Origin of the sequence: Aporhodopirellula sallentina SM41 (assembly GCF_000346505.1) — a bacterium.
GTDB lineage: Bacteria > Planctomycetota > Planctomycetia > Pirellulales > Pirellulaceae > Rhodopirellula > Rhodopirellula sallentina.
This window is the reverse complement of record NZ_ANOH01000169.1, coordinates 25,654-49,172: the sequence shown is the minus strand read 5'-3', so window position 1 is coordinate 49,172 and position 23,519 is coordinate 25,654. Positions and strand designations below refer to the sequence as shown.

The window sequence follows — 23,519 nt, the reverse complement described above, 5'->3', positions numbered from 1 at the left end:
CCCGATATGGTTCTTATCGCATCAGGCTATTTTTTGAGAAGCACCGTACTAACGATCGCCTGTTTCTGTTGTTTCCTGCCGCTCGCAACCGCTCAGGAGCCGATGGGTGCTTTGCATGCCGTGAAGGGTTTGGAAGACCCACCCGACTTTTCTGTCGTTCCGGATTCACAATGGCGTGCGATCGAGCATTCCGTCGACCGCGGCATTGCCTACATGCTCAGCCATCAATATCGCAACGGCAGCTATGGTATCGGCGAACTTGAGAAGCCTGCTGTGACGTCGTTGGTCTGCATGGCGATGATTTCTCGCGGGCATCTGCCGAGCGATGAAAAAGGGGCCAGCGATGAATCGAAAGCCATCATCCAATCACTCGACTACGTGCTTTCATGCCAACGCGGCGATGGACTGCTGGGGTATTCCCCTCAAACGCTTTCGTCTCACAACTACACCGCTTTCAATTTCTCCAAGTTCATGAACTACAACCACGCGATTTGTGGTTTATTCTTGACCGAAGTCTACGGGATGACCGATCCCAAACGGGCTGCACGTATCGAAGTTGCGGTCGACCGAGCGTTGTCGTTTACCAGACGGGAACAGAAACGCCGTATCGCCCCGGAAGTGGAGGCTCGCGACCGAGGTGGTTGGCGATACATCGGCGAACCCGACATCAACATCGACAACTTTTACAGCGATCTCTCGGTGACGAGTTGGGTGATCATGTTCTTGAGATCTGCAGAGAACGCAGGGTTTGACGTGCCTCACGAATGGGCAAAACAGGGACTCGCGTATGTGCTGCGTTGCTACAACCCATCATCCGGCACGTTCGGCTACGCGCCCGGGCATCCTCACATGGCGACCCGTGGCCTCCTCGGTGCCGGGACGTTGTGCCTGTTCCTAACGGGACACAAAGACGTCGAGATGGAACAACGAACCGCGATGCGGATCAAAGAACATCCGTTCGACCGATACAACTACCAAACGAACAAACGAGAACACTACCATTACAGCGCTTACTACATCAGCCAAGCGGCGATGCAAATCGGAGGGAACACGTGGGAGCAATTCTACCCTCCATTCGCTGATACCTTCCTACATCACCAAAACCCCGATGGTTCGTGGGCTGCCGAAAGCAAACGTCCTGACCTGGGTCAAGTGTATCCGACTGCTCTGTCCATCCTTGCACTCACGCCGCCCTATCAACTCCTACCGATCTACCAGCGATGAGCATCTCCGTTCGCTATCTAATCCTGGGTGCAGCTATCGCTGTCTTCGGATCAACAGTGCCTGGAATATCATGCGTTACCGCGGATGAACCGGGGAAAGGTTTGCACGCGTCGACCGGGATGGAAGACCCACCGGACTTCACCGTGATTCCTGACACCCAGTGGCACGCCATTGAACAGTCGGTCGACCGCGGCATCCGCTATATGCTGGATCGGCAAAACGCGGACGGCAGTTTCGGCGTTCACGAACTCGAGCAACCAGCCGTTACGTCGCTCGTGTGCATGGCGTTGATCTCACGAGGGCACGCTCCGGATGAGTCCAATACGGCATCAGGTGCTTCGCGGGCAATCGTCCGTGGAATCGATTATGTGCTTTCACGCCAACGAAAGGACGGGTTGCTCGGCCATTCGCCGCAATCGCTTGCATCGTCGGAGTATTCCAAATTCATGATCTACAATCATGCGATTTGTGGCATGTTCTTGGCGGAAGTGTACGGGATGACCAACCCCAAACGTGCCAAGCGAATCGAACTGTCGATGAACAAAGCATTGAGCTTTGTCCGCGTCCTACAAAAACGTTCCATACCGGCGGCAGCGGAGGCTCGTGACCGAGGCGGTTGGCGTTACCTCGACGGTCCCACGCACGGCGATTTCTACAGCGACCTCTCCGTGACCAGTTGGATTGTGATGTTCCTGCGATCCGCGGAGAACGCGGGGTTTGATGTGCCAATTGAATGGGCTCAACAAGCGATCGCCTACGTTTTGCGATGCTACGATGAACGCTCCGGTGCGTTCTCTTACGCCCCGGGGCATCCTCATATGGTGACGCGTGGAATGGTTGGCGCCGGGGTCCTTTGCCTGTTCCTCACCGGACACAAGGAACCAGAAATGGAACAGCGATGCGGGCAATGGTTATTGAAGCATCCCTACGATCGATACAATCACAAACTCAGCACTCACGAACACTATCATTATGGGGCGTACTACCAAAGCCAAGCCGCACTTCAGATTGGAGGACGAACATGGGAACAGTTCTATCCTCGTTTCGTTGATACCTTTTTGACGCATCAGAACGGCGACGGTTCTTGGGAACCCGAATTAAAACGGCCAGAACTCGGACGGGTCTACACCACTGCCATGTCCGTCTTGGCGCTGACTCCCCCTTACCAGTTGCTGCCAATCTATCAGCGATAGGACAAAACGATGTTGCGAACCCCTGCCATCGCCCTGATCACTTTTTCGCTCACGCTTGTCTTTTCGACGCATGCCTTTGCTCAGACAAAGACCTCAAGTAACACCTTCCAATTCGATGTCGTCGACGCGAAAACCGAACAAGCGGTGCCGGACGCCGTTGTTCACATCTTGGACCTTGACGACATTGATGCTGCGGTGCAAATGAGCTGCGATGCAGAAGGCAGGGTGCGCTACGCTCGCAACCTTGCAAACGACGCAGTCCGCCTTCGGATAACAGTACGTTCAACGGGCTACCGGCCCTACCATGTGGCATTGAACCGTGTCCGCCCTCCGCAAACCCCGATCAAACTCTCGCTCAAACCAGGCAAAGTACTCAACGGACGGGTTGTTGATTCATCGGGACAACCGATCTCAAACGCTCGAGTTTCCACCACAACGCCGGCTGACATTTCGCGGCACGGCTATTTCTACACATCGTTTGATACGGAAACCGATGCAGACGGAACTTTCCGTTTCGACTCGATCGATGAAGACTCGTCGATCAATGTGCAGGTCTCACATCCACAGCACGAGACACAGTGGTTCACTGTGGCAGGAGATCTCGCGCCCACGCTAACCCTCCCTCAACCAATGCGAATTCGCGGAAGGGTATTGGACTACCGAGGCGAACCGGTCGCGAACGCCACCGTCGTTTCGGAGGAAAGCCGACTGAGCGTTTCCACCAACGAGTCTGGGGAATTTGATTTGGGCACAGGCCTGAACGCGGGACACGGCCTCATCGTCATGGCGGACCGTCTGAGCCCACGAAGAGTAACCATTGGGCCCGCTGTCGCCGGCGAGCTCGACTCGAATTCAGAAATGACGATTCGCCTTCTTCCCGGCCGCACGATTCGATTCCGATGTGTCACGCCCGCGGGAAAACCACTCAGCGGCGTGCACGTGCGATCGGTCTCTTGGGAGAATTCCACAGCACTCCGGCTCGATGCCGTGAGCGATGCAGACGGGCTGGCCACGATTCGAAATGCACCCGCTGAAACAGTTGAATACGAATTGCAGCATCCGAACTATGCGTCGACGCGAAAAAGCCTAAGAGCAGGCAGCGAACGACACGAAGTCCGGATGCCAACGGACGCAGAAGCACTCCAACGCCCCACCAACAAAGGTGACAACAATACTCTCGTTCTCTCATCGCGTCTGGACATCGACCCAGACGATCCGGAACGCCGCATCATGCATCTCTGCGACATCGATGGCACCGTGCTGCGCCCGTTGATCAATGACATTCAACTGAGAGACCATTTTGATCGACAGGGTACTCCTGACGTGTCCGCGGACGGAACGACCATTGCCTTTGATGCATGGTCAACCAACGGCGAGGCATGGGACGACGCCCGAATTATCGTAGCCAATATCGATGGCAGTAACGCTCGGAATATCGGACGGGGCGTGATCCCGAGTCTTTCGCCGGACGGTTCACACGTCGTCTACAGTCGCCCAACCAAACACGCCCCGGCTGATGACGCTCGCGGACAGTCGATCTGGACGATGAAAGCCGATGGCACCGATCAGAAGATGATCGAAGACAACTACGCGTGGGGCGCACGGTGGACCGCCGACGGCAGATCAATTGTTTTCCGCGGTGGATTGGACGATCACGGTCGGCACGTGTCGGGAAACTGTCTTCGGGTGTACGACCTGCAAACCGAAACGACTCGTAATGTGTTCTCACCCGATGAGAGTCCATTCAGTGGCCTGCACTTTCATCTCAATGTCAGCCGGCGCGGGCGTCTCGCCGTCATGAACGGCACACTGCGAGACGGCAAGAAGGCAATGGGTGTCGTTGACATCGACCAAGGCATTCGCTCGCTAAGGATCGTGAAGTTGCAGTTTCCTCAAATCCCGAACTTCGTTGTTCCGGGAGGTGGAGTCGCAAGCATTTCATCTGACGGCAAATGGGTTGCAACGCTTTGCCGTCGCGAGGGACTCCCCGTCGGGCATCAGTTGTCGATCGACGGCGTCCTGGATCCAAGGCCGTTCCCGAATCTTCCTGAGAACATCCGCGCTTTCGATCCCACCTACACGCCCGACGGAAAACAACTGATCGTTGCGCTATCTCCGTAGGCCTCGAACCGAGTCGCGGTCAATTCATTGGATAACCGACGTCACGAATTTGTCTGAGCAAATGCTTCATACGGTCGACCCGCTCGGCATTCTGCTTGGCGAGGTTGTTTTTCTGGCCGACGTCGACCGACAAGTCATACAGTTCAACGTCGAGACGGTCGTCGCTTGGGTATCCACGTTGGGATTCCCAATCCTTATTGCGAGCACTGACATAACCTGATTTCGCATCAACGAGCAACCAACGTCCGTCCCGAAGAGCGTAGTCCTTCGCACGTGTGTTCTGGACGAGTGTGGTTCGAGGCGTTTTCTGCGGATCGCGTAGCACCGGCAGCAAACTGATCGAATCTTTGGCTTGGCCTTCTGGAATTTCGAAGCTCAAAATGCCGGCCAACGTGGCCATCAAATCGACCTGCGAAACGATGGCGTCCGATACGCTTCCAGGCGTGGTGACGCCGGGCCAACGGATTAGGAATGGCACGTGATGCCCGCCTTCGTAGAGATCACGTTTGAGTCCACGAAACGGCTTGGACGACCAATGATCGAAAGTGGCATCGCGCTGATACGCGTACTTTTCCGGACCATTGTCTGCTGAGAAGATCACGATCGTGTTGTCCGCGTGCCCTGATTTTTCGAGAGCAGCCAAAATTTGCCCACACGCATCGTCAGTCTCGCAAACAAAATCTCCATACGGGCCCGCCTCGGAACGTCCGTCGAACTGATCGTTGGGGATGATCGGAGCATGAGGAGATGGGAACGCGAAATACAGAAAGAATGGCTGTTCCTGATCTCGGCGAGACTCCAAGAACGAAACACCTTTGGAGGTGATCGTTGGGATGTTTTCATAAGGGTCCCATCCAGACACCATCGGACCGGGACGGCACTCCCATCTTCCTTCCTTGATCGGTTTCCATTTGGTCGTATCCATGACTGTGTCGGGCACGTCTTTCACGCGATCGTTTTCAATCCAGCAATACGGTGGGAAGTTAATCACCGTATCGCCGAAATAGGAATCGAATCCGTGTGCGAGAGGGCCATCCGGGATCGCCAGGGACCAATCGAAATCGTCTGGACCGTATCGACGTTTCTTCCCATTGCCTGAGGGTTTGGCATCTTCCTTCATGATTGCCTCCCAATCCCACCCGAGGTGCCATTTTCCGATCGCGGCGGTTGCGTAGCCGTGTTCCTTAAACATCTCAGGCATTGTGAGCTGTTCGGGCTGAAACACGGATTCGCCGAAAGCGCCCACGATGCCGTGAAAATCTCGCCAGTGATGCCGACCGGTCAGTAAGGCATACCGGCTTGGCGTACAGATCCCCGATGACGAGTGACCGTCCGTGAACCGCATTCCCTGTTTCGCTAATTCATCAAGGTGGGGCGTGGGGATCTTCGAATCGGAGTTTTGGACTCCCAAATCGCCATACCCCATGTCGTCCGCGTAAAGAATCAGGACGTTCGGAAGTTGCGGAGCCTGGGCACGTAGAGCGGGTGCAGTTGCCAGAGACCCCAAAAGGAATGCCGCGAGTAGCAGTCCCCGTGATGAACGCGAACAGGTCGACATCAAAAGTTTTTGGGCAATCGAGAGGATCATGGTGCAAGCCTGCGTTATTCCGTGTGACGGATTTTCCTGAGGGGCAGAAATCGTGTGTCACTCAATGACAACCGCACAAATATAGCCGCTTCGATCCCAACCGGTCGCGGCGGATCGAAACGCTGTGAGCCCCAACGCTGTGAGCCCCAACGCTGTGAGCCCCAACGCAGTGCCCCCAACGCAGTGCCCCCAACGCAGTGCCCCCAACGCGGAGAGCCGGAATGCGGAGAGTCCGGCACCCAATGCCACAACGCCGTCAGTCAAGCGGCGAGGTCAGATCGGGGCCGAATGGGCCGGAAATTACGGCGGAGGCGAGCGGTGACGGTGCAAAAACCCGTTGAGAACCGACTGGCCTTCCGACGCGTAGAGGCTACTCTCTGAGATTCTGCCCATATTTCCCAACTTCGAATTCTGTTTTCAGTCGTTCACGAAGCCATGTCTGACGAAGCTAAACCATTCTCGACCCCAGAAACCGTTGATTTTCCGTACCGGGCGATCAGTCGCGGCGCGATTTGGTCGCTCGTCTTCTTCATCATCGCCTTGGTCGGCCTGGTACCGACGTTCGCGCCGATGCTGATTTTGGCTGTTCCGGGTATCCTTTTCGCCGTTTTCGCCCTCCGTGCCATCAAACGCTACCCGGAGGAGTTCAGTGGCAAGGGACTCGCCACGTTCGGGCTGGTTGCCTGCTCGCTGCTATTCATTGGCGGTGTCGGACAACACACCTACATTTATTTGACGGAGGTGCCCGACGGCTACGAGCGAGTGCAATTCTATAAACTTCAGGCCGATACCCAGGGTGCCGATCAGCCGACTGAAACCGCACTTGCGATTGACGGCAAACCCGTTTTTCTGAAAGGCTATATTCACCCCAGCAGCGGCAGCGGGATGCTTCGCCAGTTCATCCTCGTGCCTGACTTGGGCACGTGCTGCTTTGGAGGACAACCACGGAGCAGCGACATGATCGAAGTCAGCTTGCCACCGGGGAACACAGTGCGTGCGAACGTGATGAAGCGAAAGTTGGCCGGAACATTCAAGGTCAACCGAATGCCGCAAAAGAAAACCGATTTCGACAACGCCTTGTTCTATAAGATGCGAGTCGATCAGTTCAAATAACCCCTCAGGATTCTGCGATGGCTCAATCGGACATGAATTCCGCGATGAAAACGTTCATCTCACCATCGGTCTGTCTGATGCTCGCGTCGGTATGGACGGTATCGTTCGCCACGGCCACCACCATCAGAGGGGATGAGACTCGCCAAGATATTCGCTCGATTATCGAGCAAAGGCGTGCCATCATGCGGGGCGAAGCCGAGGGACGAGCCAAGGTCGAAGTACGCAAGAGCAGCCAAGCTGACCTGGAAAAAGGCAAAATCACGTTCGACGACTTGAAGTTCGATATCGAGAAAGATGAGCCCTTCGATCCGTCGAAGCTGACCAAGACCCTCAAATTTCTCAACGGTCGCAAGGTGAAGCTCAGCGGCTATATCCTGCCGAGCACCCTATTCAAGGAAACCAATATCGAGCAATTCGTGCTCGTTCGGGACAACCTGGAATGCTGTTTCGGCCCGGGAGCCGCACTTTTTTGATTGTGTGATGGTTGAAATGGTGCCTGGTAAAACAACCGATTTCGTCACGCGGCCTGTGACCGTCGAGGGCAAATTCGTCTACGACCCCGACAAATACAAATATCCGCCAGGGGCGGGCCCCAACGGCGCCAGCCACTTTGCAATTTTTCGAATCGAAGGCGTGCAGGTTCGCTGATCGAGCGACCCTCCCGTAGAAACGGTTTTCAGATTCGATCGACGAAGCCGATACCGGGTTGCCTACGCGGCCCGACGGATGGTCTCGTTCTCAGACGCATCGGAGCTCGATTCGTTCCTGGACGGCATTGGTAGGGTGCTCGGCCCCGTCTCGGCGTAACGCTGAGCCAGCTCCTCCTCGTCCCAACTCGCCAAGCAGACGCCGTCGCTCGAGTGGATCTTCAGCTGGTCCTCTTCGGCGAACCAAATCGCAGATACCTTTTCGCTGCGGAACCGTCGCCCGCGATAGAAACCGTCATTGATGAAAATGCAGTCGCGGATTTGCGTCTCTTCTCCGGGAAATCGCTCGCGACAAAAGGCGAGAACACAATTTCGGGCCCGTGCGAGTTTTTGCGACGGTGTCATGCGTCTGTTCGACCTCGAAAGAATGCGGCAAAATATTGCCGCCGGTGATTTCCGGCTGCCGATTGACATCGGCTAGGCAAACCGACGTTCATCGGCCTTATCGCATTTCGCGGAAACGCCACCTCATTCGTCAACGCCGACCCAAACTACCCAATCTCATTCGTTTCGAGCCCGCTACACGTGCGAACCCTGATTACAGAAGCCCAACTGGCCGACGGCGTTTCGAAGCTAGCCGGCGAAATCGATCGTCACTATCAAGGCAAGCCGATCACCGTCGTGGCCGTCCTAACAGGATCGGTGGTTCTGTTTGCGGACCTCATACGCCGACTCTCGATGCCACAACGCGTCGGCGTGATCCAGGCGTCGAGCTATCGCGGCGGTACCCGTCCCGGTGAACTGGTCATTGATGCCAAAATGTTGATCGACGTCAAAGATCGCGACGTGCTGCTGGTGGACGATATCTTTGATACCGGGGCGACGATCGCAAAACTGAAGGAAGAGCTCGAGACCTACGGGGCCGCGAGCGTTGCCACCGCCGTGCTGCTTCGCAAGACACGATCGGACCAACACAGCGTTCGCCCAGACTTTGTCGCGTTTGAGATCCCCGATGAGTTCGTTGTCGGATACGGACTGGACTATCTCGACATGTATCGCAACCTTCCCTACATCGCAGTACTCGAACCGGATGAAATTGCCGCCACGGCGCACGAATTCGGATGAGTGTACAACTGCCCGCAACATCCAGGCATGTGACCACCCGATCCAATTCGGCGGTGTTGTGGGTCACCCGTCGCTACTGGCCTCATGGTGCCGGTCAACACGCCCGAGCAGCCGCCTCGCTGGCGCTCTCCAACGCATGGTCGGCCATGGGCACTCATGTGGAAGTCGTCACTCCGCGGTATGGATCGAGTTGGTCACATGAGTTTCTGCACGACGCCATCCGCGTTCATCGCGTAGCCGCCGCGCCCAAAGGCGAATGGTCCATGCCACGTTACGTTCGGCACCTAGCTAACTGGTTGTCCGAACAAGCCGATCGATTCGATTGGATACTCTGCGACGGGATCAACGATGACATCCGAAGCATTGTTTCGGCAGTCCAACAATCACGCGGTGCGAATCCGGCGAGCCCCATTCGCTGCGGCCTGATCTGCGATGGTTGGGGAGGAGATAGTGACGAGGTCTGGCTACGACAAACGCGTGGCGGAAAGCGGTGCCTTCATGCGATCGGTGAACTGGATAAGATCTTTACCCGACATTCGGAAGCCGATCGCTGTTTGGTTGCTAGTGGGATCGCCCCCGAACGAATCCAACGCGTTGCCAAAGGCTTCTCACGCCCGGCACGAGTGTCCGAAGAACAGCGAGCATCTTCACGTCATTCGTTAGAACTCATCAACACGGATCTCCGAACCGAAAAACAGGATCACGTACTATTGTGGTGCGGACACATGGCCGGGAACGGTCCCGCCAACGAAGGAGTGAAATCAATCGTTGCGAGTGCCCGCATCATTTGTGCTCGGTATCCCAATCTAAAAATTTGGATGCTCGGCGACGGAGAACTTCACGATTGGGTGCACACGGAATTGAAAGCTGAAGGCGTCCGCAGCGTCGTCGCCATCCCAGGCACGTTCCCCGACATGACGGACGTTTGGAATGCGGTTGATGCCGTGGTCGTCACGGACGAAGACCAAATACGCTACACGCTTCCCGCCGCAATCAGCCACGCCCTACCAACGGTTCTCGCCGACCACCGTTCGATTCGTTCATGGATTGAAGACAAATTTGACGCCGACGTCGCCGAATCATTTGCGTGGTACGATTGGAAGAAACCATCGACCTTTCGAAAGACGTTCCGCACCGTGTGGGATGACCTCCCAACGGCAAAAGAACTCGCATGGGAGGTCGCCATGGATGCCGCAAAACGTTTGAGTTTTACCGACGAATTAAACCAGTGGGCTCATATTTTTTCGTCTGAGTAACCGCACCATTTCGCCCATCACGACTTCTTCGTATCGCAATCCAATCTGCGCCCGCATGAACGATGCCACCGCCCTCAACCGCCCCATGAAAATTGCACTGGTGATCCCAACGATGGACCGGGGGGAGCAGAAAAACAAGTTGTGCTCCTAGCGAAAGGACTTCATCGGGCAGGCCACCAAGTTTGCGTCGTCTTGCTAACACGCGACGGCTCTCGCAGTGAAGCACTCCGTGAGGCAGGAATCGAAGTCGTTCTGATTGGAAAGAAATTCAAACTGGATCCGACCGCTTTGTCGCGTCTGACGAAGTGGATGAAACAGTGGAAGCCCGACGTGGTTCACACTTGGCTATTTGCCGCCAACAGCTTCGGCCGCGTCGCCGCGAAACTCTGCAAAGTTCCCGTCGTCATTGCGAGTGAACGCTGTGTCGATCCATGGAAACGCAATTGGCACTTTTTCATCGACCGCCGACTCGCCCGCCTCAGCGATGCGATAACAACCAACAGCGAGGGAGTGCGCGATTTCTATCACGTGCATGGCATTGATGGTGCCCAGTTTGAGATCATCCCCAACGGCGTCGAGGCGGCTTCTCATACGTCATCTTCAATTGATCGCAGCACTGCGTTCGAACGATTAGAAGTTGCGAACGATCGCAAGCTGATCGTCGCAGTGGGTCGACTGTGGCCGCAAAAACGAATCCGTGATTTGATCTGGGCCGGCGAACTGCTTGGCACCCTTCGTCAGGACACGACTCTCGTGATCATCGGTGACGGACCGCAGCGTGAAGAGATGCTGCGACATCGCGATACCGTTTCACGGCCTCTCCATGTGCGATTCGCGGGCGCCCGCGATGACGTTCAACAACTGTTGCCGCACGCCGACGCGTTTTGGATCGCCAGCGAGTATGAAGGACAAAGCAACGCGGTCGTCGAAGCGATGCTGGCTGGGGTACCGGTCGTTGCATCCAATATTCCGGGAAACCGCGATTTGGTTGAGGATGGCGAAACAGGCTTCCTGTTCGATTTAGGTGACGAAGCGAAGATGGTCGAAATCACGAATGTGATACTCAACAATCCGCAACTGGCTTCCAAAGTGACTTCCAATGCCAAATCAAATATCGAGAACAACTTCTCGGTGGACGCGATGATTCAACGGCACGTTCGGCTGTACGAAAAACTGCTGAAGCCAAAGTAGTGTTGACTACGCTGCGGCCTTGATCGCTCAGGAACACATGCCACGTAAGAAGATTCTAAGATTGATCGGATGACTGCGCGAGCAAACCCTCTCGCAACGCTTTCAGGTTTCGCGGATTCTGCCCCAAATCTCCTTTACCGACACGTGATCGACTCTCCGCGACAACGCGAGTGCGTGTCGACGAATCGGCCTCCGTTTCGACCGGGGTCAGTTCGACATGGATATCATCGACGAACCGAAACAGAGGGGTGGTGCGTGTCAGGTGCATTCGCCGCATACTGGACTGGGTCTCGTCAGACTCCCCGTTTGTGTCGCTGACAACCGACCAAGCCGACTGAGTTTGAACCCAGGCTCGGATCATTCCATCAACGTCTTCCATCCCCGCATTGATCTCGATCGGCCGGAGACCTGGATCAGAATTTGCTGCGGACAATTGGGCGTGGTTCGTTGTCCAGTCACGTTTCCAATCGTCGATCATCCAAACGATCCGTCCCGCCATAGCGACACCGACGCCAACGGCAACATACCCTATCATTCTCTTCCCTCGTAAACTCTGTAACACCGTTGAACTCAATGGATCTGTTCGCACAACAAGAAGCCGATCATCTGTTCGCCGCCCAACCGCTCGCGGCCCGAATGCGACCGAAAAATCTGCAGGAATTCGTCGGCCAACACCACATCTTAGGTGAAGGGAAACTCCTGCGTCGATTGATCGCGAGTGGCCGGATCGGCTCGATTATTTTGCACGGCCCACCAGGAAGTGGCAAAACCACCTTAGCGCGCCTGATCGCGGAGGAGACCGGATCCGAACTGATCTCGTTAAACGCGATCAATAGCGGAGTGAAAGAGGTCAGGGAGGTCCTTCGCAAAGCTACCGACGCGGTGTCCGCCGGCGAACGACGTCCCATTCTGTTCATCGACGAAATCCATCGCTTCAACAAATCCCAACAGGATGCGCTGCTCGCCGATGTGGAGGCTGGGGTGATCTCGTTGATTGGTGCGACAACCAGCAACCCGCACTTCGCGGTCAACGGAGCACTCATCAGCCGCAGCCAACTGTTCATGCTCGAACCGCTCCCTACGGAGCCCATGGCGTCCCTCCTGCGGAGAGCCGTCGAGGATTCCGAACGTGGGCTCGGTGATCGTGGCGTTACAGTCACGGACGAAGCGATTGAGTTTCTAGCGTCCGCCACCGATGGTGATGCTCGGCGGGCGCTCGCTGCGATCGAGGTTGCCGTCGAAAGCGTTGCCGACAACAGCAAACAGGTTGATCGCGAGGTCGCGATGGAATCGCTCACCAATCGCGTCGGCGGATACGATGCGACCGGTGACGACCACTATGATCTGTCCAGCGCGTTGATCAAGAGCATCCGTGGCAGCGACGTCGACGCGGCGATTTACTGGCTCGCCCGCATGCTCGAAGGTGGCGAAGACATTCGTTTCCTTTGTCGACGGTTGGTAATCCTCGCAAGTGAAGATATCGGCAACGCTGACCCACAGGCTCTTCCGATGGCCGTCGCCGCAATGCAAGCATGTGAAATGATCGGACTACCTGAAGCACAACTAACGCTTAGCCAAACGGTCGCTTATTTATCGCTCGCTCCCAAGAGCAACGCCGCAACCGTCGCAATCAGCGCCGCCCGACGTGATGTTCGCGACAAAGAAGTCATTCCTGTTCCCAAAATGCTCAGAGACAGCCACTACTCTGGATCGAAAGATCTCGGACACGGCGACGGCTATCTCTACGCTCACGATTCCGAAGACGGTTTCGTGGATCTCGACTACCTAGGAGTCGATCGACAGTATTACCAACCGGTGAACCGGGGATACGAGGCGGACATGGCAGTGCGTCTCAACGAAATCCGTAATCGCCTTCGCCCTCAGAAAGAAACTACCGATACGGATGCGACTACAAACGACGCTTCCTCCGAATAAGGACGTCGCAACCACGACCATCTGGTTCATGCACCGATCGATCCAGCGTTCGCGGCGGTTGACGAAACAACTAGGCGAACGCGCGATGGTCAATCTACTCACGCGTACTTTCAGGTTCGCGTTAAGTCGACGCCGCGGTGGGCATCGGCGCGATTTGGTACGCTCGGTTGCGGAAGAGAAAATCAATGATATTCCCTTCGTGTGGTTGCAACCAATTCAAACGATTCGTTGGCAATGGGCCGATATTCAGCCGATCGATATCGACGCATCGGCTCGCACCGGTGATGAGTTTCTCGTCGGATGTGATGACGGTCCCGACCAACGTAGGTCCAATCCGGCGAAGCATTTCATCTTGCGGACACTCGACGACGCTCACAAATGGGAACATATACTCTTTGGAGGCTACCGCGCGGTCCGGTGAATCGGCATGCACCACCATCGGTCGCAGATACGCACAATGCTCGCGTTCGATCAGCTTTTCACCGAACTGCGAGGTCATGTCGGTAACACCGCTTTCCGCAAGGTCCTGCTCGACCATCGACCAAGTTCCTGTCGCCATCGCCGGCACCGTGAACGCAGCCAATTGTGCGTTGGGATCGGCGGGCGGCAACACATCGACAGGGCCGATCTTTTCCGCGATTGCGGCTGCGATTTCCTGAGTATGCCGACTCGCCCAGATGCCCGAACAATTGATGCAACTGCGGCCCGAGTTACTCAGGACGCTCTCGACCATCACGTCGAGATACATCTCCCAATCATCAACAATGTCATCACCAAGAAGAATCTTGGAAAAGCCTGGTCCATGAGCTTGCACACGCGGATTGCCGGAATGCTGTGCAACCGTCTGAGCACTTCCGAAAATCATGCTACGCGGCGCCTTGGTCATAATCGCTCCACCGGCATCGTGTCCTCCGGGATACAATCCGAAAGCGGACGCGGGGACTCCGGCTTCCATGAACGCCGACACCATGCGATAGGGTGTCCATGGCTCCTGTGACCCAGGCTTCAACGCCAGCCCGATTTGCAACGCGACGGCAGGCAGCCAAAGCGTATGAACACCAGGTGAGTTGTTCGGAAGGATCGCGCCGAGAACAGGCGTTTGAGCTTGATAACTGACCGTCACCCCACGGCCTTCATCTCCATACCCCTTGGATAAAATGGAGAGATCCAACCCACGGGTAAGACACTGCAAGATCTCATCCATCCGGCTCAGTACGAAACTGTTCTTCGCCATGTTGGATCGACACATGTGCTCGGGCAATCCCGTGCTCGCCGATTGCTGGTGAACGAAATCATCGACACTCTGCTGAGAATCACCGACGCTCAACGTGGCGTTCTCGAATAGGTCTGCCGCTTTCTTCCCCATTGCGATCAACTCGTCAGTCGGCACCTCCAAGAGGGCTTCTCGAGCGAGATGAGCTTTCCTCATGTCACGGGCAACGATTCCTCCGCCGACGGTTCCGATCCGGGCAATCGGTTCGCCTGTGTCGAAGTGAACGACATCGTTGAACTCAAGGGATTCGTATTGTTTGCCCCAACGAAGCGGATGAAGGGTAATCATGAGATGAATCTGGCGGGTATCGGAATGGGTGGGTTGATAGTGAAAGCTGAATTGGATCGACGATCCCTACCGTTAACGATCAATGGTAGCTGGGCAGTCGATAGTCGAAATGGAGGAACCGTTTGGGAGCGGTTAGCCTGAACATCCGCCTCCCGACCTTGAAAAGACCGGGCGACTCCTACTGCGATGTATCAAGGCGACTTCCCAATGCGTTCCTAGTAGACACCAACTGTTGTCGCGCTGGCGAGTTCATGGAACGGGCGCACGCCGCTCACACCGTCCCAGGGGTAGGTTTGAAACGGGCGTTCGCGTTCTCCCTCGTCTCGCTCCATGAAGCCGGGGACGAAAAACTCATCGGTCAACGTGTACAATTTGACGCGTCCTGTCTCGCCATAGCCGACGACTTGATCGTAGTCATCAAACGTTACTACTTCGGTGACCGCACGGGGCTGAGGTGCGTAGTAGGCAATCTTATAACCGTCTGCGGCAGTGATCGGTTTGCTGCATGCGAGCCCCATCAGCGTGTTGCCATATGTCGGGGTCATGTAAATGCCGCTCTCTTCAGGAGAACCGCCCAACATTTCTTCGACACAGAACCTCGTCCACTGAGATGTAAACTCAGTGCCACCTGAAAAGATCCCGGTGATGCCGACTTCCGCCAGGCTCGTGCCTTTCTCTTCCAACGCTTCACTTAGCGACTCGAGAAGTTTTGGTGTCGCAAACATGCACTTCACATCATGCCCCGCAGTCAAAATCGTGACCGCTTGGTCGATGCAGTGCTTCTTGTATTCCTCGAGATGCTCCATCCATCCCTTCTTGATCAATTTCACGACCCAACGTGGATCGAGGTCGATGCAGAAGCAAATGCCATCGCGATGTTGGGCCAAGTGCTCGACCGCCAACCGCAAGCGACGCGGGCCACTAGGTCCGAGCATCAACCAGTTCGCCCCGCGGGGAAAGTATTTGTCCGGGAGCGTGTCGCTGAACAATTCGTAGTCGGTCCAGTGATCCTCGATCACCATCCGGCTCTTCGGTATGCCTGTCGTGCCTCCGGTCTCGAACACGTAAACGGGCTTTCCCGCATGCCCTTTGGGCACCCAGCGTCGGATCGGGCCGCCTCGGAGCCATTCATCCTCGAAATGAGGGAACTTCTTGAGATCGTCAAAGGATTTGACGTCCTTCAAGGGATCGAAATTCAGCTCCGCTTTCTTTTCTAGCCAGAATGGACAACCGGTGTCGTCGCTGAAGTGCCAGTGGACCGTCTTGAGCGTGTGCTCGTTGAGCCGGTCTCTTGCCGCTGACGCAGCAGCCTGGATTTCAGCTTCGGAACCTTCGCCTACAACACTCATGTTTGCCTCAATCTACTAACCAATTTAATTCGGGATACCGCGTCGATATTCTGAGCCGGTTGCATCGCCACCACAACCGTCGGACACATTGTGCGAACTAGAAAAGGGGCAAAGCAAGAACGTCAACCGACTCGCATGATGTATGCATGTCTCTGACCACGGAGATACCGCCGTGCGGGGCCACTATTCAGCCCGATGCGATCGAGTGCAAAGCATGGTGGAACACGACATGCTTCGTCACATGGCCCGCCCTAACGTGACCGCCGGACGTTGCTCATCAGCCACAAAAAAACCTCGAGAGCCGAAGCTCTCGAGGCACTGAATTTCAGTATACGCTTACGGCTGTCGCCGATTAGCGGATAGGGCTTGCTGGTGGTGCAGGTCCTGGCAATGGGTCGCTATCGTCACCAGCGACCGCTGCGATCGCAGCCAGACCGGCCAGGCCAGCAAGGCCACCACCGAATCCACCGCCACCGCCTCCGCCGCCGGCGAATCCACCGCCGCCGTAGCCGCCACCGGTGAGTGCTCCGCTACCGCCGAGGGCTGGGTCGCCGAAGCCTTCGCCGCCGATGGGGTTGCCGAACTGATCAACCGCACCCTGCATTGCTGGGTCCATGGCCGGATCAACAACAACGCCTTCTTCGGTGGTGAGTGGTTCTTCGTAGATCACTTCTTCGAACGACTCAATCGCTTGTGGGAGTGGAGCGATTTGCATCGCGAATTCGGTGCAGCAACAGCAGCAAGGATCGTTGTAAGCCGCAACAAGAGTACGTCCTTCGGAGCCTACAAATACGCTGCTATCGGTTTGCGATGCCAGTGCTTCATCCACCAACTCGAAACCAGCCATTCCCAGGCCAGTCTGGCCGATCGCCAGGATCGAGTATTCACCAGGAGCAATGTCTTCAAACGCGAAGGTGCCGTTCCGGTTCGAGAGTACTCGATCGATGACCTCTCCCTTGTGAACCAAGAAGATGTTCAGCAATCCAGCGTCGCCGAGAGTTTTACCGTTTGCACCGGCAACATGGATGCGTCCCTTGAGACCACCATCGGATTGGCTAACGCGGAAAAGATTCTCGCCAACAACGCGGCTCGAAATTTCCTTCAGATCAGCGTTCGCGATCGTGTAAGGATTGTCTTGGCTCATCGGTGGGAGGTAACGCAGGATCGCAGTCTTGATGATCGTGTAGTCGATCGCTGCCGCAGCGACCTCAACTTCACGAGGCAGAACTTCTGCGGAAGCCATGTCTTCGCTCACGACGTGCATCGCACAGCAAGCAAACGCGCCGTCGGCACGGGCGGTCAGAGCGTAGACACCTGGGTTGACACCGCTGATCACGAATTGTCCAGCATCATCAGTGCGACCGCGGACGGTTTCACCATCGCGATCAGTCATCACGACTGTCGCGTCGGCGATCGGTTGGGAAGAACCATCGGCAGCCGGCAGAATGATGCGTCCGCTCAGCTCGCCAGGGGTCTTCGGGTTGACCCATTGTGGTACCGTAAGGTGATCAGTCACACCGAGCGATGTGGACTGAGCAGTGACGTTCGATACAGAAAAGCCGCAAACGGCCCAACTGCATACCGAAACCAAAGCAAGTAATCGTTTCATGGTGAATTTCATCGTAGTGGTAGGTGCTCAGCCCGGATAACTGGTAACTTAGGCAAACTATTCAACTGGATATTAAGCAAACGAGTCCCCGAATTCAACACTGCTCTCGAAAAGAAAGTGCGAAAAAACCTTGCGAATCCGTTTTCGGTCAGTGCCTCCGCTCCTCTGGAAAAAGGTGTTTTTGCGGAACACGCGAGATTGCGGCAAAAAAGCTTCCTGTACCGGGTCATAGAGTTCAACCACCCGCTAGCCGGGACACTTACGTACAGTGGCTGGTGGTTCCGACAAGTTGTCGAGATTAACGGACATTCGTGCTGGTTTCGAATCAGTTGGCTACGGATCCAACCCAGTTTTGAATTTCAAATCCCAAAGTCTGTTGCGATCAAACCGGGCTGGGGAGACGCGGACAATCGCAGGATGAACGTGGAAATCAGTTTTTCCCGCACACTGATGATCCGTCGGTTCCGAATCTGGCTCGCCGGAAGGATCCTCTACGACGAAATCCACTAGGGATTCGTCAGCCGGCCGGAGCTATTAGGTTCTGTTTTCGGTTTTGGGCCTCGTTGAGGATCGTTCTGCATGAGGAGTTTTAACACGCTCCATTACCGCAGCCCAGAAAACTAAGTTGCGTCGGAATACTGGCCGTAGTCGAAACCTGGCACCCCGGTCCAACAGCCGCGGGTTTTCATCCCCGAGGTTTATGAGGGGTTCTAAACGTCCAGGTTGCGGACTTCCAGAGCGTGTGTTTCGATGAACTCGCGCCGCGGCTCGACTTTGTCTCCCATCAGCAGACGGAACATTTCGTCCGCTGCCCCTGCATCAGACAGGTTGACTCGAATGAGTGTTCGGTTGGCCGGGTCGAGCGTCGTTTCGCGAAGCTCTTCCGCGTTCATTTCACCAAGACCTTTAAAGCGGGTGACTGCCAAGCCTTTTTCACCGGCAGCTCGAATTTCCGGCAACAGGGCCCGCAAGTCTTCCATCGGTCGACGCACGTCTTCCCCACGGATCAATTCAAAACGAGGCGTGGTGGAACCCGTTCGATCGGCCGGGATCAAATCGTCCAATCCGAACCCGAGCGTTTGCAACTCTTTGAGTCCGCTGTTGATCGTGCGAACCTCGTGCAGCTCGGTCAGGTGAGCAACGATTCGCTCCTCGGCCTCCTCAACAGGCACCTTCGCATCCGCTTTTTCACCATCGGCGCTATCGTCTAACGACTCATCCTCTTCGATATCGAGGTGAGCACCACGTTCGGTCAAGAATTGCTCAACCTCTTCCAGGGTGTGATACCAATGCTCTTCGCCTTGGAACGTCACCAGGAAAGCGGGCAGTTTGCCGGCTACCGGATCCAGCCTCATCGCGTGGACACGAAGACTCACGCCACGTCGTTCGAGGGCGAGAATCGCGTCTTCCATGCTGGCAAGTGCTTCGGCGAGTTCACGCATCTTATCTGCTTCGACCCGACGTCCGTCCTCGGATTCAAAGACCGTGTCATTGAGACCTCGATCGAGCAACTGAGCCTTCATCTCTTCTTCGCTCTGAACGTAATACCGCGACTTGCCGTGGGCGACGCGGAACAGAGGCGGCTGGGCGACATAAACGTGCCCGGCAGCGACGAGTTGATACATTTGCCGATAGAAGAAGCACAGCAGCAGTGTGCGGATGTGACTGCCGTCGACGTCGGCGTCAGTCATGATGATGATTTTGTTGTACCGGCGGCGCGTCAAATCCTGGTCGACACCGATCCCGGTACCAATCGCCTGGATCATCGACTGCACCTCTTCGTTGGCGAGAACCTTGTCTTCGCGGCTCTTGTAGGCGTTGATGATTTTACCACGCAGAGGCAGGATTGCCTGGAAATCACGCATCCGGCCTCCCTCCGCTGATCCGCCCGCCGAATCACCTTCGACCAGGTAGACTTCGCACTCTTCCATGTTCTTGGAGATGCAATCTCGGAGCTTTCCTGGCAGTCCGCCACCGCCCAACGCGTCTTTGCGTTTTCGCAGTTGGTCTTTCGCTTTTCGGGCAGCTTCGCGTGCCTCGGCGGCCAGCAAACCTTTGCGGACAATCGTCTTGGCGACCCGCGGATTTTCCTCGAGGTATTTCGAGAGGGCCTCACCGACACCGCTGGTCACGATCCCGTCGACCTCACCATTCCCCAGCTTGGTTTTGGTTTGACCTTCGAACTGCGGGTGCGGCACGCGAACGCTGATTACTGCGGTCAGACCTTCTCGAAAGTCATCGCCCGTCGGAGTGGTCGATTTAAACATCCCCTCCTTTTTGCCGTAGTTATTCAGCGTCCGGGTCAGGGCCGATCGAAAGCCCGAAACGTGTGTTCCGCCTTCGGTCGTATGAATGTTGTTAACGTACGACTGCACCGTGTCGGTGAACTCACCGGTGTACTGCATCGCGATGTCATACTCGACGCCGTCACGCTGCCCGAGAATATGGATCACATCAGCGTGCAACGGATCGCTGGCACGGTTGAGGTGCTGAACGAACTCGACGATCCCCTGGTTGTATTGGAAGTCGCCACCCTCACCGTTGCGTTCATCGAGGAACTTAATCCGCACGCCACTGTTGAGAAACGCGAGTTCCTGAAGGCGTTTGAGCAGCGTATCGAAGACGTACTTGGTCGTTGAGAAGATCTGGCCGTCAGCCTTGAACGTCGTCTTCGTCCCGGTTTTCTTAGTCGCCCTGCCCTTCTTAACCGGACCGGTAGGCACGCCGCGTTCGTATTCTTGTGTCCAGGTGAATCCGTCACGACTGACCTCGACCTCGGCCCATTGGCTGAGGAAGTTCACCACCGTCACACCGACGCCGTGAAGACCACCGGAGGTTTGGTAGGCACCTTTTTCAAACTTGCCGCCAAACTTCAGCACCGTCATCACACCCTCGAGCGTGCTGACCTCTCGATCAAGCTCTTCTGAGAGTTGATCGTGCCGGGTGACCGGGATTCCACGCCCATCATCCTCGACCGTGACGCTGCCATCGGTATGCACCACCACCGATACCGCTTTCGCGAATCCAGCCATCGCCTCATCGATCGAGTTGTCGACGACTTCGTAAACGAGGTGGTGCAATCCGCGCGAAAACGTATCGCCGATGTACATACTCGGCCGTTCACGGACGTGCTCGAGGTCCGACAGGTGCAGGAGGTCTTTGTCGGTGTACTCAGAATTCGCCGCGAGCGAGATATGAGCCCCTTCACCACCCGCCTCACCTGGCGACGAAACAGCAACGCTGGGATCGTCCGCCTCTGGATTTGGTGTCGAATCAGAAACGGAAGGGTCTGGGGAGGAAGAATCGCTCATAAAACGGCGGCTGCAAAGCCGACCAACCAGGACGAAAACACACAAAGTTCGGGGGCGGATTGTAGCAAAAAATCGCCCTGAGCGTGAGGTGTCTGCTCCAGCGTTTCCCCGAACCGACCCTGGCCCAATCCCAAGTTCGGCTCGCAACCGAAAGTGGCAAGGCCTCACTCAATGGACATAGCAGGCTGCAAACAATTGCCTGCAATTGTCCCAGCCGCCGGGTGACCATTCTCCCGGTTCGCAGCCTTCTTCCTGCCGACAGTTATCCCCTGCCGACGGTTTCCTGTCCGCCGACAAGTTCCTTCTGCTGCGCCGAACCGCCAGTCTCTTACGCTGCCAATCAGGCGGACATCTAGAATCCACCAAACGGGTCGGCGTTTTCGTCGCCGGACGGGGCGAACGGATCAACCGCTCCACCGCCACCGAATGGATCGGCACCGCCTCCACCAAACGGATCCGCTCCGCCTCCGAACGGGTCAGCACCCCCGCCGCCAAACGGGTCTGCTCCACCACCGAATGGGTCGCCGCCGGCGGGTGCTCCGCCAGCCGGTTTCTTCGCTTTCTCGGCATCTTTGCCTTTTTCCTCGTCCGGGCTCGCTGGCTCGGTCGACGCCGCCAACGTTGGCATATCGGCACCGGGGCGATGCAAACACTGCACGGCACCGGCCTTATTCACGAAGTACAGTCGGTCACTGACGATGTTGGTTTCCAACACTTTCGGGCTGATTCCAGGCAGCTGCTGCACGATACTGCCATCGGCAACATCAAGCACGACTAGCGACCCACTGAGCGATCGAGCGTAAATTCGATCTTCCAGCACACCCAAAACCTGCGAGATGCCTCCGGAAAATCCATCCCAGATGTCCTTGCCAGTGGCAGCGTCGACGCACATCAGGTTCCCGTAAGTCGAACGGAACAGAACCTTTTCGTCGAAGAACACCGGGGAATCGAAAATCGGATCGCCCGTCGGGCGACTCCACATCACTTCGCCCGAACGCGTCGCACGGAGACCATAAATCTGCCCGGACGCGGCCCCGAAGTAGAAACGCCCACCGGGAGCGGCCGCAGGTGCACCACCGACAACCCCGTCTGTATTGAGCCGGAATTGGATCTCAGGCTCTCCGGTCGCTTCCATGACGTACACAAAACCCTCGGACGTCCCCCAAGCAATCTTCTCCTGTCCGATCGCAAGCGTCGGGGGAGCCACCGCGGATCCGGTAACCATTTCAGCGAACACATCGCGGTGGGTGTTGTCCAGCGGATACCCGACCATCCGGTTTCCGATCGAAGGAATGATCGCCCAGGCGCCGCAGTGCCGCGGCCCTGCCATTGGAACGTAACGAAGCTTATCAACACTGAAGATTTCACCGTTGGTGACGTCCATTTTGATCAGTTCGCCACCATTGAGGACGGAGAGATACTTCTCGCCCACACCGAATCCGCTGTACCCCCTGACTCGATCCCCGACCCGTTGGAGCCAGATAACTTCTCCGGATTCTGCGTCACGCGCCTCGACGGTCCCGTCGTTGGACAGTGTGTACATTCGAATGGCGGGGACTTCTCGAAATCCGATCTCCGCTTCAATCCCTCGCAGTTTCAGCCGTCGAATCTCATTCCTGGCCCTACGTTCCGCTTCGGCTCGATCCAACAATCCGCTGGTCGCGAAGCTTGCCCGACCACCAAAGGTCATGCGATCGAGCATCGTCAGCGTTCGTGTCTTTCGGGCAACCGACGTCACCGGCTCGCCCTCGGGCACATCGGGAACCTCGAGCAGATAACGGGCGAAGACCGTTCGATCTTCTGCTGTTTCTTGTTTGCCAGTCGACTCACCTGCACTCTCACTGCCCGCCGCGCCACCGCCCGCCGCGTCACTGCCTGCCCCATCCGCCGCAGAACCTCCACCGGCATCGGACTTCTCAACCACCTCAACAAATTGCTTGACCAGCGAATTGTGCACGTAAATCGAGTGGTCGATGATCGACTGCTTCCCCGCCGGCACGCTCAACAAACGCCGCCACGCCTGCACCAAATCAACCTGTTCCAGGTCTCTCGGCAGCAAGACGTCGCGTTCGGCCGCGTGAGCCGATTTTTGAGCAGTGAATGCGCTACCGATCACTGCTAAAACGACGGTGCAGCCCGCCGAGAAATGACGGCAACGACGAAAGCGTGAACTGTCCGAAAGCGACGGAAGGACGCGAATCATGGAGAGATCCAAAGACCGGTGGGAAAAGAAGATGAGCGTAAATCCGTGGGGCACGAATTGCAGTCGATAATAATCCATCTCCAACAGAAACGC

General features: G+C 56.2%; 17 protein-coding genes. 9 read left to right on the top strand and 8 right to left on the bottom strand.

Annotation, left to right across the window (positions count from 1 at the left end; all coding sequences use genetic code 11):
- Positions 1-33: 33 nt before the first annotated feature.
- The 3 genes from RSSM_RS11185 to RSSM_RS32435 are packed head-to-tail and all read left to right on the top strand — an operon-like array spanning position 34 to position 4,538.
- On the top strand, positions 34-1,224 hold the full coding sequence (locus tag RSSM_RS11185) for a prenyltransferase/squalene oxidase repeat-containing protein (RefSeq protein ID WP_236621083.1): 1,191 nt from the start codon (positions 34-36) through the stop codon (positions 1,222-1,224).
- A complete protein-coding gene (locus RSSM_RS11180) occupies positions 1,221-2,417 on the top strand; it encodes a prenyltransferase/squalene oxidase repeat-containing protein (protein ID WP_236621082.1) in 1,197 nt (398 codons plus the stop codon). The genes RSSM_RS11185 and RSSM_RS11180 overlap by 4 nt, the downstream gene beginning before the upstream one ends.
- Before the next feature lie 9 nt (positions 2,418-2,426).
- A complete protein-coding gene (locus RSSM_RS32435; protein WP_008678134.1) occupies positions 2,427-4,538 on the top strand; it encodes a carboxypeptidase regulatory-like domain-containing protein in 2,112 nt (703 codons plus the stop codon).
- 19 nt (positions 4,539-4,557) lie between these two features.
- Here the strand turns inward: RSSM_RS32435 and RSSM_RS11170 are convergent, their stop codons facing one another.
- The gene (locus tag RSSM_RS11170) at positions 4,558-6,096 is read right to left on the bottom strand and encodes a sulfatase family protein (RefSeq protein ID WP_044302295.1); all 1,539 of its coding nucleotides are present in this window, start codon (positions 6,094-6,096) and stop codon (positions 4,558-4,560) included.
- A gap of 465 nt (positions 6,097-6,561) precedes the next feature.
- Between RSSM_RS11170 and RSSM_RS11165 the strand changes: the two genes are divergently transcribed.
- Positions 6,562-7,239, top strand: a complete 678-nt coding sequence (locus tag RSSM_RS11165) for a DUF4190 domain-containing protein (protein ID WP_008678128.1) — start codon at positions 6,562-6,564, stop codon at positions 7,237-7,239.
- Between the two features lie 17 nt (positions 7,240-7,256).
- A complete protein-coding gene (locus RSSM_RS11160) occupies positions 7,257-7,712 on the top strand; it encodes a putative secreted protein (protein WP_008678126.1) in 456 nt (151 codons plus the stop codon).
- A 237-nt stretch (positions 7,713-7,949) separates the two neighbouring features.
- Here RSSM_RS11160 and RSSM_RS11155 read toward each other — a convergent pair whose 3' ends face one another.
- Positions 7,950-8,291 carry a hypothetical protein gene (locus RSSM_RS11155; RefSeq protein ID WP_008678122.1) on the bottom strand — a complete coding sequence of 114 codons (342 nt, stop codon included), beginning with the start codon at positions 8,289-8,291 and terminating at the stop codon, positions 7,950-7,952.
- Between the two features lie 180 nt (positions 8,292-8,471).
- On the opposite strand from RSSM_RS11155, the gene hpt reads away from it, so the two are divergent.
- From hpt to RSSM_RS11140, 3 genes are all read left to right on the top strand, one after another.
- Positions 8,472-9,011: a hypoxanthine phosphoribosyltransferase gene (gene hpt, locus RSSM_RS11150; RefSeq protein WP_008678120.1), complete on the top strand. Its 540-nt coding sequence runs from the start codon at positions 8,472-8,474 to the stop codon at positions 9,009-9,011.
- Positions 9,008-10,267, top strand: coding sequence for a glycosyltransferase (locus RSSM_RS11145; protein WP_236621081.1), 1,260 nt, complete (start codon positions 9,008-9,010; stop codon positions 10,265-10,267). The genes hpt and RSSM_RS11145 overlap by 4 nt, the downstream gene beginning before the upstream one ends.
- A 141-nt stretch (positions 10,268-10,408) precedes the next feature.
- Complete coding sequence (locus tag RSSM_RS11140) at positions 10,409-11,458, top strand: glycosyltransferase (protein ID WP_008678115.1); 1,050 nt, start codon at positions 10,409-10,411, stop codon at positions 11,456-11,458.
- 55 nt (positions 11,459-11,513) lie between these two features.
- Here the strand turns inward: RSSM_RS11140 and RSSM_RS11135 are convergent, their stop codons facing one another.
- Positions 11,514-11,993 (bottom strand): DUF1499 domain-containing protein, encoded by a 480-nt coding sequence (locus RSSM_RS11135; RefSeq protein ID WP_044302286.1) that lies wholly within the window; start codon positions 11,991-11,993, stop codon positions 11,514-11,516.
- Between the two features lie 38 nt (positions 11,994-12,031).
- Here RSSM_RS11135 and RSSM_RS11130 point away from each other — a divergent pair, with 38 nt between their 5' ends.
- Entirely contained in the window at positions 12,032-13,393 is a 1,362-nt protein-coding gene (locus RSSM_RS11130; RefSeq protein ID WP_008678111.1) for a replication-associated recombination protein A, read from the top strand.
- A 121-nt stretch (positions 13,394-13,514) separates the two neighbouring features.
- Here RSSM_RS11130 and RSSM_RS11125 read toward each other — a convergent pair whose 3' ends face one another.
- The 5 genes from RSSM_RS11125 to RSSM_RS11100 form a co-directional block, all read right to left on the bottom strand.
- Entirely contained in the window at positions 13,515-14,954 is a 1,440-nt protein-coding gene (locus RSSM_RS11125; protein WP_008678109.1) for an aldehyde dehydrogenase family protein, read from the bottom strand.
- A 215-nt stretch (positions 14,955-15,169) separates the two neighbouring features.
- Positions 15,170-16,303 carry an acyl-CoA synthetase family protein gene (locus tag RSSM_RS11120; protein WP_008678107.1) on the bottom strand — a complete coding sequence of 378 codons (1,134 nt, stop codon included), beginning with the start codon at positions 16,301-16,303 and terminating at the stop codon, positions 15,170-15,172.
- A 352-nt stretch (positions 16,304-16,655) separates the two neighbouring features.
- Complete coding sequence (locus RSSM_RS11115) at positions 16,656-17,912, bottom strand: carboxypeptidase-like regulatory domain-containing protein (protein WP_044302284.1); 1,257 nt, start codon at positions 17,910-17,912, stop codon at positions 16,656-16,658.
- A 710-nt stretch (positions 17,913-18,622) separates the two neighbouring features.
- Positions 18,623-21,223, bottom strand: coding sequence for a DNA gyrase subunit B (locus RSSM_RS11105; RefSeq protein WP_008678101.1), 2,601 nt, complete (start codon positions 21,221-21,223; stop codon positions 18,623-18,625).
- Between the two features lie 352 nt (positions 21,224-21,575).
- Positions 21,576-23,426: an outer membrane protein assembly factor BamB family protein gene (locus RSSM_RS11100; RefSeq protein WP_008678097.1), complete on the bottom strand. Its 1,851-nt coding sequence runs from the start codon at positions 23,424-23,426 to the stop codon at positions 21,576-21,578.
- Positions 23,427-23,519: the final 93 nt, after the last annotated feature.

Bases quoted from the DNA above. Each gene is read 5' to 3' on its own strand.
- RSSM_RS32435 (WP_008678134.1), top strand. From the start codon at position 2,427: ATGTTGCGAACCCCTGCCATCGCCCTGATCACTTTTTCGCTCACGCTT.
- RSSM_RS11145 (WP_236621081.1), top strand. From the start codon at position 9,008: ATGAGTGTACAACTGCCCGCAACATCCAGGCATGTGACCACCCGATCC.
- RSSM_RS11180 (WP_236621082.1), top strand. From the start codon at position 1,221: ATGAGCATCTCCGTTCGCTATCTAATCCTGGGTGCAGCTATCGCTGTC.
- RSSM_RS11130 (WP_008678111.1), top strand. From the start codon at position 12,032: ATGGATCTGTTCGCACAACAAGAAGCCGATCATCTGTTCGCCGCCCAA.
- RSSM_RS11115 (WP_044302284.1), bottom strand. From the start codon at position 17,912: ATGAAACGATTACTTGCTTTGGTTTCGGTATGCAGTTGGGCCGTTTGC.
- RSSM_RS11125 (WP_008678109.1), bottom strand. From the start codon at position 14,954: ATGATTACCCTTCATCCGCTTCGTTGGGGCAAACAATACGAATCCCTT.
- RSSM_RS11155 (WP_008678122.1), bottom strand. From the start codon at position 8,291: ATGACACCGTCGCAAAAACTCGCACGGGCCCGAAATTGTGTTCTCGCC.
- RSSM_RS11135 (WP_044302286.1), bottom strand. From the start codon at position 11,993: ATGATAGGGTATGTTGCCGTTGGCGTCGGTGTCGCTATGGCGGGACGG.
- RSSM_RS11120 (WP_008678107.1), bottom strand. From the start codon at position 16,303: ATGAGTGTTGTAGGCGAAGGTTCCGAAGCTGAAATCCAGGCTGCTGCG.
- RSSM_RS11100 (WP_008678097.1), bottom strand. From the start codon at position 23,426: ATGATTCGCGTCCTTCCGTCGCTTTCGGACAGTTCACGCTTTCGTCGT.
- RSSM_RS11160 (WP_008678126.1), top strand. From the start codon at position 7,257: ATGGCTCAATCGGACATGAATTCCGCGATGAAAACGTTCATCTCACCA.
- RSSM_RS11170 (WP_044302295.1), bottom strand. From the start codon at position 6,096: ATGTCGACCTGTTCGCGTTCATCACGGGGACTGCTACTCGCGGCATTC.
- RSSM_RS11105 (WP_008678101.1), bottom strand. From the start codon at position 21,223: ATGAGCGATTCTTCCTCCCCAGACCCTTCCGTTTCTGATTCGACACCA.
- RSSM_RS11165 (WP_008678128.1), top strand. From the start codon at position 6,562: ATGTCTGACGAAGCTAAACCATTCTCGACCCCAGAAACCGTTGATTTT.